11 protein-coding genes and 1 pseudogene are annotated in these 12,219 nt (G+C 43.5%); 9 read left to right on the plus strand and 3 right to left on the minus strand.

Annotated features, from left to right (window positions below; translation table 11 throughout):
- Positions 1–165: 165 nt before the first annotated feature.
- Positions 166–1,671 (minus strand): NADH-quinone oxidoreductase subunit M, encoded by a 1,506-nt coding sequence (locus CDC33_RS28715; protein WP_109011815.1) that lies wholly within the window; start codon positions 1,669–1,671, stop codon positions 166–168.
- Between the two features lie 143 nt (positions 1,672–1,814).
- Positions 1,815–3,671, minus strand: coding sequence for an NAD(P)H-quinone oxidoreductase subunit F (locus tag CDC33_RS28720; RefSeq protein WP_109011816.1), 1,857 nt, complete (start codon positions 3,669–3,671; stop codon positions 1,815–1,817).
- Between the two features lie 660 nt (positions 3,672–4,331).
- Here CDC33_RS28720 and CDC33_RS28725 point away from each other — a divergent pair.
- The 5 genes and pseudogenes from CDC33_RS28725 to CDC33_RS40690 all read left to right on the plus strand — a co-directional run bounded on the left by CDC33_RS28725 (position 4,332) and on the right by CDC33_RS40690 (position 7,505).
- On the plus strand, positions 4,332–4,640 hold the full coding sequence (locus tag CDC33_RS28725) for a carbon dioxide-concentrating mechanism protein CcmK (protein WP_012410633.1): 309 nt from the start codon (positions 4,332–4,334) through the stop codon (positions 4,638–4,640).
- Between the two features lie 91 nt (positions 4,641–4,731).
- Positions 4,732–5,076, plus strand: a complete 345-nt coding sequence (locus tag CDC33_RS28730) for a carbon dioxide-concentrating mechanism protein CcmK (protein WP_039748664.1) — start codon at positions 4,732–4,734, stop codon at positions 5,074–5,076.
- A gap of 6 nt (positions 5,077–5,082) precedes the next feature.
- Complete coding sequence (gene ccmL / locus CDC33_RS28735; RefSeq protein ID WP_109011817.1) at positions 5,083–5,385, plus strand: beta-carboxysome shell vertex protein CcmL; 303 nt, start codon at positions 5,083–5,085, stop codon at positions 5,383–5,385.
- Positions 5,386–5,483: 98 nt separating this feature from the next.
- Positions 5,484–7,151: pseudogene (gene ccmM / locus CDC33_RS28740) on the plus strand (beta-carboxysome scaffolding protein CcmM); the annotation flags it as partial.
- 132 nt (positions 7,152–7,283) lie between these two features.
- Positions 7,284–7,505 carry a RuBisCO small subunit-like domain-containing protein gene (locus tag CDC33_RS40690; RefSeq protein ID WP_244919436.1) on the plus strand — a complete coding sequence of 74 codons (222 nt, stop codon included), beginning with the start codon at positions 7,284–7,286 and terminating at the stop codon, positions 7,503–7,505.
- Here CDC33_RS40690 and CDC33_RS28745 read toward each other — a convergent pair.
- Positions 7,489–7,671: a hypothetical protein gene (locus tag CDC33_RS28745; RefSeq protein ID WP_109011819.1), complete on the minus strand. Its 183-nt coding sequence runs from the start codon at positions 7,669–7,671 to the stop codon at positions 7,489–7,491. The genes CDC33_RS40690 and CDC33_RS28745 overlap by 17 nt on opposite strands.
- On the opposite strand from CDC33_RS28745, the gene ccmN reads away from it, so the two are divergent.
- From ccmN to CDC33_RS28765, 4 genes are all read left to right on the plus strand, one after another.
- Positions 7,670–8,452: a beta-carboxysome scaffolding protein CcmN gene (gene ccmN / locus CDC33_RS28750; protein WP_109011820.1), complete on the plus strand. Its 783-nt coding sequence runs from the start codon at positions 7,670–7,672 to the stop codon at positions 8,450–8,452. The genes CDC33_RS28745 and ccmN overlap by 2 nt on opposite strands.
- A 57-nt stretch (positions 8,453–8,509) precedes the next feature.
- Positions 8,510–9,298: a beta-carboxysome assembly protein CcmO gene (gene ccmO / locus CDC33_RS28755; protein WP_109011821.1), complete on the plus strand. Its 789-nt coding sequence runs from the start codon at positions 8,510–8,512 to the stop codon at positions 9,296–9,298.
- 243 nt (positions 9,299–9,541) lie between these two features.
- Positions 9,542–10,483, plus strand: a complete 942-nt coding sequence (locus CDC33_RS28760; RefSeq protein WP_109011822.1) for a LysR family transcriptional regulator — start codon at positions 9,542–9,544, stop codon at positions 10,481–10,483.
- A 102-nt stretch (positions 10,484–10,585) separates the two neighbouring features.
- The gene (locus tag CDC33_RS28765; RefSeq protein WP_109011823.1) at positions 10,586–12,211 is read left to right on the plus strand and encodes a mucoidy inhibitor MuiA family protein; all 1,626 of its coding nucleotides are present in this window, start codon (positions 10,586–10,588) and stop codon (positions 12,209–12,211) included.
- Positions 12,212–12,219: the final 8 nt, after the last annotated feature.

Genomic DNA, 12,219 nt, shown 5'->3' on the forward strand with positions numbered 1-12,219 from the left:
CATTGGGCATGGGGCATGGGGCATGGGAAAGAGGACTTGGGGACTCTTGAGAATTGGGGACAAGGGAAACACTTGTTGCAAGTTCTAATTTAAGTCTCCTTGTCCCCTTGTCCCCTTGTCTTCCCTGCCTCCCCTGCTCCCTGCTTCTTCCCCATTCCCTAATCCCTAATCCCTAGTCCCCATTGCTTTATCCAAGGACACTGCTACTACTACGTTTTGGTTATTCACCATTGCTGTAATTGTTGGTTCAGTCCAGCGTGCTAACCAACCAGGTTGAATGCCGAAAATTACAATCAGCACAGCTAAAATTGCAGCTGGGGCGCGATCGCTCCAATACACCCGTGGTAAGTTGGTAACTTGTGCAGACAAGCGTCCAAAAAAGGCACGGTTAAGAAGTATCAGGAAGTAAACCGCAGTTAAGCCTGTACCAATCATTGATAGCAATGTTTGAACTGGAAAAACTGGGAAACTCCCCCGAAAAACGATGAATTCGGAAATAAAGCCTAGCATTCCCGGTATCCCTGCGCTAGCCATAACTCCCACAACAATCAAGCTACCAATTACAGGCATACCGCGTTCTGGGTTCAGCAGTCCTTGGAGAACTTCTAAATCCCGGCTTCCGGCTTTTTTATATACAACCCCTACCAGCAAAAACAGCATGGCGGAAATCAAGCCGTGGCTAATCATCTGCATAACAGCACCCAACACACTTAATGGTGTGGAAGCCGCCGCCGCCAAAAGCACATAGCCCATGTGACCAATAGAACTGTATGCTACCATCTTTTTCATGTCGGTCTGGGCGATCGCGCAGGATGCACCATACAGTACACTGACTACTGCCCAGGTTGCTAACCAAGGAGCCACATAAGCCCAAGCTTCTGGTAACAAGTTCATGCCAAACCGCAGTAAGCCATAAGTTCCCAACTTCAACAACACTCCAGCCAACAGCACAGAAATTGGTGTGGAAGCTTCAACGTGAGCATCTGGCAACCAAGTATGGAAGGGAACCAAGGGAATTTTAATTCCGAAACCTATCAAAATTCCCCCTAGCAGTAAAAGCTGTGTCGCTAAAGGTAGAGTCGTAGCATTCAAGGTTGCTAGTGCAAAGCTAGAGGAACCACTCAGCCAAACCATGCCGAGAAAACTTGCCAAAATCAAGATTCCCGAAACAGCAGTATAAATGAGAAATTTTGTTGCAGCATAACCCCGCTTTTCTCCACCCCAAATAGCTATCAACAGATATAGCGGGATTAGTTCCAATTCATAAAACAAGAAAAATAGCAGTAAATCCTGTGCTAGAAAAGCTCCAGTCACTCCAGCGCTTAATAATAGTATCAAAGAGTAATAAAATTTAGGACGCTGAAGGGATTCATCGCTGCTATAAATGGCAATGCAAGTTAACAATCCATTCAAGACCAGCAGTGGTAAAGATAAACCATCTATTCCCAAGTTATAGTTCAAGCCTAAAACATCTATCCAAGGGAGGGACTCGGCAAATTGTTGAGTGATTTCCCCTGGATGAAACTGAATTGCTAGTATGATTGTCCACAAGAAAGCAATACTGGCAAAGACCAAAGCCACCCCACGGGCGAATTTACCACTGATGCCAGAGGGCGAGAAACCAATTAAAGCTGCGCCGATTAACAGCACTAGAATTAAAACACTAAGCATAGACGGAATTCAGGTAAGGGAAGCAGGGGAAGCAGGGGGAGCAGGGGGAGAGTAAAAACTTTTAACTCCTGTACAGACGCGATTAATCGCGTCTCTACTCCTAACTCCTGTACAGACGCGATTAATCGCATCTCCTAACTCGCTTAAAAAGGTAATTTATCTAGTAAACCAGATGACCAACTGATGAATAAACCCAGGACGCTGACGACCGCTAAGATGGTCAACATATAGCCCTGAGATTGCCCAGAAATGCTATACTTTAAAGTTTGTCCGCCAAGAATAGTCGCAAATCCAACCAAGTTGACTAAACCATCGACTAAATAGCGATCGCTCCAAGCAGAGATTTTAGATAGCAGTGCGACTGCACCCACTACTGTTACCCGATAAACTCGGTCAATATAAAAATCATAACCTAACAAGTCCTGCACAAATCTCCACGCCAAAATTCTGGATCTTGACCAAGCTTTGTGTAGATGAACTGTAGACCCTACAACTACCCCCACGACGGTAGAAATAAATAACGCTAACGCCACATACCAATTAATACTTTCCCAATCTGGTAGCAAGTACCATTGCTGTAGCATCAAAGGCACAAGCAGAGTCAAGACTGTAAGAATCACCATTGGTAAGGCCATCTGCCAGCCAACTTCTGGGGTGCGACGGGTTTTCTGTTGCGGTTTCCCCCAGAAGACTAATCTGAATACTCTGGTCAAGTTTAATGCTGTTAAGCCATTGACCAATAATAAAACCCCAATTACCCAAGGGCTAATATTCACAAAACCATCAGCCCATGCTAACATAGCCCAAAAGCTTCCTAATGGTAGGAGTGTTACCATTCCGGCTGCACCGACAATAAAAGCAGTAGTTGTGGCTGGCATCCTTGACCATAGACCGCCCATTTCTGTTAAGTCTTGGCTTTGGGTAGTCAAGATTACTGAACCGGAACTCATGAATAATAATGCTTTAGCGATCGCATGAGTTAACAGCAACATCAAGGCTACACCTCCTTGCTGTAACCCCACCGCCAAAAAAACTAAGCCCATGTATGCACTGGTGGAATGAGATAGCGATCGCTTAATGTCAATTTGAGCTATGGATACTAATGTCGCCCCAATTGCCGTTACCGTTCCCATGACTACTAATACATTCAAGGCAACTGGCGACAGGGCTAACAATGGTTGTAGTTTATACAGTAAATAAGCACCACCAGCTACGACTAGTGAGTTTCTCATTACCGAGGCGGGGTTCGGCCCTTCCATTGCTTCATCCAACCAAAGATGCAGAGGAAATTGAGCGCATTTACCAGCAGGCCCAGCAATTAACGCCAACCCTAGCAATGTTGATGCCATTGGGCTTAAATTAGCTGTTTGCGCCCACTCATATAAATTTGAAAAGTTCAAGCTGCCGGCTAAGGTGGAAAGCGTCACTACTCCCATCAGCAACAACAAGTCTCCCACCCGTTTGGTTAAAAACGCATCCCGTGCTGCTGTCACTACTAGCGGTTGAGCATACCAAAATCCCACCAGCAAGTAAGTTGAAAGTGTCAGCACTTCCAAAAGGGCATAGCTGAAAAACAAAGAATCACTGATTGCTAAAGCACTTAGGGCTGCCTCAAAAAATCCCAGCAGTGCAAAAAAACGTGCCAACGACCAGTCTTTTTCCATGTAGCCCAGAGCGTAAACTTGTGCAAGTAAGCTTAACCCTGTAATTAAAACTGTTGCCCCAATGCTAACTGCCGAGAGTTCCAAGGCAAAAGATAAGTCTAAATCAGCAGCTTTAAACCACGTCACCAGTAACTTTTCTGGTTCTCTATCCCAGATAATGTTAAATACAAACAGACTATGGACAAAAGCCAAAACCGTCGTCAACAAGTTTATGTATGCCGCAGGTCTTGGCCCTGTTCGCTGAATTATTCCTATTCCCCACGGCAACGTCAAAATTGCGCCTAATAAGCTATATAAAGGCACAAACCAACTTGTTGAAAATAGAAATTGATGCATTTAAATTCACCTTGACGACTCAGCCTTAATTTTAAAAAAGCTTTTATACTATTATTTATTTTACAAAATTAATTTATGATAAATATCAATATTTTTTTACTCTTGTTTCAACTAAACTATCATAATTATTTTTACTTTTCTTTACCCTATTAAACTTTGATAAAATATAACTTTACATAGGTTAAAGCATTTACTTGCTTTAACCTCACCTTTGTTTTTACATTTTTATTTCTACTTTGAACAAACTACTTTATAGGATATATTTGGAAAAATTATATATTTTTCACTTAGTCCTTGTATATATAGCAGAAATTGGCAGAACCTAGACACAGCATAACATATAGCAGCTTGTCGTCCCTCGCCAGATAAAATTACCCTTGGTTATGAATGTCATTTTGTAAATGAGATAAAGAAATTATAAAGCATAAGTGGCTCCTCTAGGAATCAGAGAACTTTAATTGCTCAGGAGGGCAGATAAATTTTTGTTAAGTTTTTTAAAACTTTCTTATCATAAACTATTATAGTAATTTATATTGCCAGGAAGGCCAACCTTTCCTATGCTTAATTTGGAAGTGTTTTCTTAGCTATTAAGATCAAGCTCTCCCCGTCAAAAATTTTAAGCGACAGTACAGATTGGATTAATATTGTAGGAGTTCTGCGATGCCAATTGCAGTTGGGATGATTGAAACGAAGGGCTTTCCAGCAGTAGTGGAAGCTGCTGATGCGATGGTGAAAGCCGCCCGTGTGACTTTAGTAGGGTATGAAAAAATTGGTAGCGCTCGCGTCACCGTGATAGTTAGGGGAGATGTATCGGAAGTACAAGCTTCCGTAGCTGCTGGGGTTGAAGCGGCGAAAAGAGTTTTTGGTGGTGAAGTTTTATCCACTCACATCATTGCTCGTCCTCACGAAAACCTGGAATACGTCTTGCCGATACGTTACACAGAAGCTGTAGAACAATTCCGTACTTAAAAGCTGTTTAAACAAAGTAATTAACGCTCAAAACCTTTTTGAGCATCACTTTTGTCCAAGGCTAAAAACAATAAAAAAGGGATTAAAACTAATGTCAATTGCAGTAGGAATGGTTGAAACGCTAGGCTTTCCAGCAGTAGTGGAAGCTGCTGATGCAATGGTGAAAGCTGCCCGTGTTACTCTAGTAGGCTATGAAAAAATCGGTAGTGGTCGAGTTACCGTAATTGTTCGGGGTGATGTGTCGGAAGTGCAAGCTTCCGTAGGCGCTGGTGTTGAATCAGTAAAGCGAGTCAACGGCGGACAAGTGTTATCTACTCACATTATTGCTCGTCCTCACGAAAACTTGGAATATGTCCTACCAATTCGTTATACCGAAGATGTAGAGCAGTTCCGGGAAAATGTGAATGCAATTCGTCCTTTCGGTAGAAGACCGTAATTTGTAATGCAAGTCGCCAAAGTTCGCGGCACAGTAGTTAGCACCCAAAAAGATCCAAGTCTTCGAGGTGTGAAACTACTGTTGTTACAATTAGTAGATGAAGACGGAAACATCCTGCCACAATACGAGGTAGCAGCAGATATTGTGGGAGCAGGAGTAGATGAGTGGGTACTTGTCAGTCGTGGCAGTGCTGCTCGTCAAGTTATTGGCAATGAACAGCGACCATTAGATGCAGTGGTAGTAGCGATTATAGATACTATTCACGTTGAAGATCGCCTAATTTACAGCAAAAAAGATCAATATCGATAGTCATTAGTCATTAGTCATTAGTCATTAGCTCTCGACAAAAGGCAAATGGCAAAGGACAAATGACAAATGGCAAATGACAATACAGGAGGAATCTCGAAATGGCAGTCCGCAGCACGGCGGCACCTCCAACCCCGTGGTCGAGGAATTTAGCTGAAGCCAAAATCCATGAAACAGCCTTTGTACATTCATTTTCCAATCTGATTGGAGATGTACGGATAGGTGCAAATGTAATCGTTGCTCCGGGAACTACGATTAGAGCGGATGAAGGCACACCTTTTTATATTGGTGAAAACACTAATATTCAAGATGGTGTTGTGATTCATGGGTTGGAGCAAGGTCGAGTAATTGGCGACGATGAAAATAAATACTCGGTGTGGGTAGGTAAAAACAGTTGCATTACCCACATGGCTCTAATTCACGGACCAGCTTATGTAGGGGATAATTCCTTCATTGGCTTTCGCTCTACGGTGTTTAATGCCAGGGTGGGTGCAGGTTGCATCGTGATGATGCACACTTTAATTCAAGACGTAGAAATTCCCGCCGGTAAGTATGTACCTTCGGGAGCGATCATTACCAATCAGCAGCAAGCTGACCGCTTGCCAGATGTGCAAGATGAGGATAAAGACTTTGCTCATCATGTGGTTGGGATTAATCAGGCGCTACGAGCTGGTTATCTTTGTGCTGCGGATAGCAAATGTATTGCACCAATTCGGGATGAGAACACTAAATCTTATAAGGGTAATGGTGTTACTGTTTTAGAGCTAGAAAGGAGTAGTGAAGTGGCGAGCAATAGCTTGGGTGCAGAAACAATAGAGCAGGTACGCTATCTATTGGAACAAGGGTATAAGATTGGTACAGAACACGTAGACCAGAGACGGTTCCGCACGGGTTCTTGGACTAGTTGCCAACCAATTGAACCGAGATCCATCGGTGAAGCGATCGCAGCATTAGAAAGCTGTGTTAGTGAGCATAGTGGCGAGTATGTTCGCCTGTTTGGTATTGACAAAGATAGACGACGTGTGTTAGAGAGCATCATCCAACGCCCGGATGGTGATTTTAAACCAGCGACCAATTTTAAGGCTCCGGCTAGTAGTCATAGCAATGGCAGCTACAGCAGTAGCTATAGCAATAATGGTAATAGTAACGGCTCTAGCAGTGGCAAAGTCAATGGCGAAACTGTAGAGCAAATCCGCCAACTTTTGGCAGGTGGTTACAAAATTGGCATGGAACACGTAGACGAGCGCCGTTTCCGTACTGGTTCCTGGACTAGCTGTAAGCCAATTGAAGCAACTTCTATAAATCAAGTAATTTCCGGTTTGGAAGAATGTATAGAAAGCCATCAAGGCGAGTATGTGCGTTTAATAGGAATTGATACCAAAGCCAAGCGGCGGGTATTAGAAACGATTATTCAACGTCCAAATGGTCAAGTAGCCTCCTCTGGTAGTCAGAAATCATCATTTACTAGCAGTGGAACTTCTGGTAATGCTACGGCAACAGCTACTAGCAACCGTTTGAGTACAGAAGTGGTAGACCAACTCCGGCAATTATTGGCTGGTGGGTATAAAATTAGCCTTGAACACGTAGACGAACGACGGTTCCGTACAGGTTCCTGGACTAGTACTGGTCAGATTCAAGCCTCCTCAGAAAGAGAAGCGATCGCAGCTATAGAAGGACACCTTGGCGAATACCAAGGGGAATATGTACGCTTAATTGGTATTGACCCCAAAGCCAAACGTCGGGTATTAGAAACGATTATCCAACGGCCAAATGGTCAAGTAGCCTCCTCTGGCAGTCAGAAATCATTTACTAGCAGTAGCAGTGCGCCTTCTACAACAGCAACAGCAACAGCTACCAGTACCCGTTTGAGTAGTGAAGTTGTAGACCAACTCCGACAATTATTGGCTAGCGGCTCTAAAATTAGCCTTGAACACGTAGACCAACGGCGGTTCCGGACTGGTTCTTGGACTAGTACCGGTCAGATTCAAGCCTCCTCAGAAAGAGAAGCGATCGCAGCCGTAGAAGGACACCTTGGCGAATACCAAGGGGAATATGTGCGCCTAATTGGTATTGACCCCAAAGCCAAGCGTCGGGTATTAGAAACGATTATTCAAAGACCATAGTGGGGAATGGGGCATTGGGCATTGGGCATTGGGCATTGGGCATTGGGCATTGGGCATTAATCAATAATTCTTCTTCCCCTGCCTCCCCTGCCTCCCCTGCTCCCCCTGCTCCCTCATCCCCCCTGCCCCTCATCCCCATTCCGGCTTCCGAGGTTAAAATTTCCATGTCTGTGCCGCTACTGCGCCTCAGCAATAACTTTGATTCTTACATTAGTGGTGAGGTGACTATTCATCCAAGCGCAGTACTTGCACCTGGGGTGATCCTCCAAGCGGCTGTAAACAGCAAGATCATCATTGGGCCAGGGGTCTGTATTGGGATGGGAGCAATTCTCCAAGTTCATGAAGGAACCCTAGAGGTAGAAGCAGGCGCAAACTTGGGAGCCGGTTTTTTGATGGTTGGCAAAGGCAAAATTGGAGCAAATGCTTGCATTGGTGCAGCAACAACAGTTTTTAACTGTTCAGTTGAACCTGGACAAGTAATTGCACCTGGTTCGATTTTAGGAGACACCAGTCGGCAAATTACCCAAACAGCCGAAACAAAGCAACCAGAACCATCCACGAATAACCCTACGGCTACAAGTGCGCCACCGCAGAAGGAAGAGGAAAATGGCTTAGGGGGAGGTAAGGAAAAAGAAGTTTCCTCAACTCAATTCTCAGCTTCGGCTTTTGTGGATTTCAAACAAAATAAGTCGATTTCTTACTTTAAATCTCCCGCCACTCCAGAAAGCCAGCCTCCTCCCGTAGAAGAACCCGTTAATGATGCTGACTCCACCTTGCAACAATCTGCCCAAGAGTCTACAGAACATGACTCAGACCTCAATCAACTAGCTACAGAATCCTCTAACGGTTTCGGGACTCAGATTTATGGGCAAGGGAGCATAAACAGACTGCTGACTACATTGTTTCCCCATAGACAATCCCTGAACGAGCGAAACTCTGACGATTAGTCCAAGTAAGTGTTAATTGTAAGTTGTCAGCTTTGTGATTATCTGGGAAAGTTCATAATGGAAATATCTAATCAACGGTCTTTAAACGCCATCGAGGGAGTGAGTAATCGAGACACCTTCCAAGATACTGCTTTAGGTTTAGTTTCTACCCGCAGCTTTCCAGCAATAGTTGGGACGGCGGATATGATGCTAAAGTCAGCAGGAGTTCATCTAGTTGGGTATGAAAAAATAGGTGGTGGATATTGTACTGCGATAGTGCGGGGTGGAATTGCTGACGTGCGTCTTGCCGTAGAATCTGGTGTCCAAACGGCTGAACAGTTTGGTCAGTTGGTTTCTAGCTTAGTGATTCCCCGACCTTATCCCAACCTAGATATAGTACTTCCGATCACAACCCGTTTCACTAAATTGATGGAGGACGGCAATTACAGCCGTCTGAGTAATCAAGCAATTGGTTTGGTAGAAACGCGGGGATTTCCAGCGATGGTAGGAGCATGTGATGCCATGCTCAAAGCTGCTGATGTTCATTTGGCTGCGTATGAAAAAATTGGTGGGGGTTTGTGTACAGCGATTATTCGGGGTTCCGTAGCAAATGTAGCAGTAGCAGTGGAAGCAGGGATGTTTGAGGCAGAACGCATTGGGGAATTAAATGCAGTAATGGTAATTCCCCGACCGCTAGACGAAATGGAGCAAACCTTACCATTGGCAAGCTGCTGGATAGAAGAACGCGAACCGTTAAACTTACCAGTGAATATTAAAGAACAAGTTGCCGAAATTGAAGTACTAAGATTACCAGATTTAACCAAGCTCCCGACAAAAATTGCAGAAGAATTATGGAATGATGAATGATGATAGATGAATTTGGGAAAACCATCATTCATCGGAAAGTGGAAGGGATCTTACGCTTTTCTTGTTGTTCTGATAATAGCTTCTTAAATCCATAAGTAAAATACCTTTGTTTTAATAGAAGTAATAGAGTTTTGTCTATAATATATAAAACTCATAGTCTCTAATGAGCATTGCTATAGCATTGGCAAGTGTTTAGTAATCTAGTTTTATATCGATGAATAGCTATTTACAGGAGAACCACCTTTGAAGCAAGCGACGCTGCACCAGTTAAAGGTATTCGAGGCTGCGGCACGGCACAGTAGCTTTACTCGCGCTGCTGAGGAATTGTTTCTCACTCAACCTACCGTTTCGATGCAGATCAAGCAACTCACAAAATCGGTAGGGTTGCCATTATTTGAGCAAGTAGGGAAGCGGTTGTATCTCACCGAGGCAGGACGAGAATTATTTGCTACTTGTCGGCAGATTTTTGACAATATAGCCCAGTATGAAATGAAGGTAGCAGATTTAAAAGGGCTAAAACAAGGACAATTACGTTTGGCAGTGATTACAACAGCAAAATATTTTATCCCACGTTTGTTAGGGCCGTTTTGCAAACTTTATCCAGGGATTGATATCTCTTTGCAAGTAACAAATCACGAACAAATCTTGGAACGGATGAGTAGTAATCTGGATGACTTATATATTATGAGCCAAATTCCAGACAATATGGATGTGACTTGTAAACCATTTTTAGAAAACCCTTTGATAGTTTTTGCACCAATTAATCATCCGTTATCCAAAGAAAAAAATATTCCGATTCAACGCCTATCTAACGAACCTTTTATTATGCGGGAACCAGGTTCAGGAACTCGTCGCGCCGTCCAAAGTCTATTTGAAGAACAAGGGGTAACAGTAAAAGTCAAGCTAGAATTGGGAAGTAACGAAGCAATTAAACAAGCGATTGTAGGTGGTTTAGGAATTTCTGTTTTATCCCGTCATACCTTACTATTAGACGCCTCAGAGTTTAGCATTTTAGATGTACAACACTTTCCCATTGAGCGAAATTGGTATATGGTTTACCCATCTGGCAAGCAGTTGTCGATCGTCGCTCGTGCCTATTATGAATATCTATTAGCTGCGGCAAAGAATTTTGTAGGGCAAAACACTGATACTGCTTCTAGTACGCTTGAACCAACTCACGGATAATTCGTAATTTGTAATTACGAATTACCTCAAGGGGTTGACAGCTAGACCGGGAAGCATTGACAATTAACCAGCAAAACCATTGAAAATGAGGGGAAACTAGCAGTGGTTAACCCGGAAATAACGTCTTGGCGCAAAACAGTACAAAGCGAGATTGTAGCTGTTACCGTGTATGCTGACAGAGCGTTAGTTACACGGCGGGGTGTAGTTGATTTAACAGGAATTGAACAGGAACTAGTAATTACCCCAGTGCCAGAGATGGAAACTGAGTCTGTCAGGGTTAGTGGTACAGGTACGGTAGGGGTGCGAATGCTTGGAGTAAGTAGCGATCGCATCTACACCACTGAACCTGTAGCGGAGCTTGCACATTTGACAAGGCAAATTCAGCAGTTAGAAGCAGAAAAACGCCACCTGCAAGCCCAAGTGGATGCTTTAGCATTGCAGTCCAGTTTTATCGACGGATTGCGCGAAAAAACAGAGGAACCCTTTGCACAGAGTTTGTCTCGAAAAAATCTCAGCCTTAGCGAAACTTTGGATTTTTTGAACTTTCTTGGAAGCCAGTATAGTGAGTATGCGATCGCATCTGGAGAGTGCAAAACTCAACAGCAGGAATTAGACAAACAACTGCAAGCACTCCACACCTCATTGCAAATAATCCAAACACCCCATCCTAAAGAGAGTTTTAGCTTAATTGTAGGAGTTGAAGTTGCAGGTGAAGGCGAGTTTGAGCTAGAAATATCATATTTGGTGAATCGCGCCAGTTGGACTCCGTTATATGACTTGCGCTTTAGCACCACCAGCGATATTGTCCATTTGAGCTACCTTGCAGAAATTACTCAAAGCACTGGCGAAGATTGGATTGGTGCAAATCTTACCCTTTCTACCGCTAAACCAGGATTAGGTACACTCCCACCCAAACTTGAACCCTGGTATATTGATGCTCCACGTCCACAAATGTTACGACAACGACGATTTTCTGCCCAGCCCCCACTGCTACCTCCTATAGCAGAACCGTCTGCTTCTACTGCTAGAGCAGATTGGCAAGAAGAAGACGAAGTTATAGAGGAAAGTCTTATCCCAGCAGAAACCGTTACCGCAGAAGTATCCAAAGAAGGGAGCGTAGTTACCTTTAAATTAAATAGTGGCGGTAACATTCCCAGTGACGGCGCACCTCATAAAACTACAATTTTCAATGATGATTATCCTTGTAGTTTCGATTATGTGGCAATGCCACGCTTAGTAAGTTTTGCTTATCTGCAAGCTAATGTAAAAAATAATCCCAACGGTGCGACTCTGTTACCAGGCAAAGCGAATATTTTCCGCGACAATGTTTTTATTGGGACAACTCAGTTAGAAAATATTGCACCTGGGCAAGAGTTCAAACTTAACTTAGGGATTGATGAAAGTTTTAAAATTGAGCGCGATTTAGTCGAACGTCTGGTAGACAAAAGATTGATTAGCAACCAGCGCCGGATTACTTATAGTTATCGGTTGTTCATTACTAACTTATTAGAGAAAGAAGTAAATCTAAAACTAACTGAACAATTACCAGTTAGTCGCAACGAGCAAATTAAAGTGCGTCTGAGCCGCAGCAATCCGCAAATTCAACTTGGTGAAATGGGAATTTTAGAATGGCAGTTAACTCTTCCACCCCAAGAGCGACGAGAGATACATTACCAGTTCATTATTGAACATCCACCTGAGTTAATGGTTGTTGGGTTAGATATTTAGCCTTTCAG

The sequence above is a fragment of the Nostoc commune NIES-4072 genome (assembly GCF_003113895.1).
Taxonomy (GTDB): domain Bacteria; phylum Cyanobacteriota; class Cyanobacteriia; order Cyanobacteriales; family Nostocaceae; genus Nostoc; species Nostoc commune.

Excerpts from the sequence above, each read along its gene's own strand:
- CDC33_RS28745 (WP_109011819.1), bottom strand. The coding sequence starts at position 7,671 with ATGGAAATTTTAACCTCGGAAGCCGGAATGGGGATGAGGGGCAGGGGG.
- CDC33_RS28715 (WP_109011815.1), bottom strand. The coding sequence starts at position 1,671 with ATGCTTAGTGTTTTAATTCTAGTGCTGTTAATCGGCGCAGCTTTAATT.
- ccmL (WP_109011817.1), top strand. The coding sequence starts at position 5,083 with ATGCAAGTCGCCAAAGTTCGCGGCACAGTAGTTAGCACCCAAAAAGAT.
- CDC33_RS28725 (WP_012410633.1), top strand. The coding sequence starts at position 4,332 with ATGCCAATTGCAGTTGGGATGATTGAAACGAAGGGCTTTCCAGCAGTA.
- ccmN (WP_109011820.1), top strand. The coding sequence starts at position 7,670 with ATGTCTGTGCCGCTACTGCGCCTCAGCAATAACTTTGATTCTTACATT.
- CDC33_RS28730 (WP_039748664.1), top strand. The coding sequence starts at position 4,732 with ATGTCAATTGCAGTAGGAATGGTTGAAACGCTAGGCTTTCCAGCAGTA.
- CDC33_RS28720 (WP_109011816.1), bottom strand. The coding sequence starts at position 3,671 with ATGCATCAATTTCTATTTTCAACAAGTTGGTTTGTGCCTTTATATAGC.
- ccmO (WP_109011821.1), top strand. The coding sequence starts at position 8,510 with ATGGAAATATCTAATCAACGGTCTTTAAACGCCATCGAGGGAGTGAGT.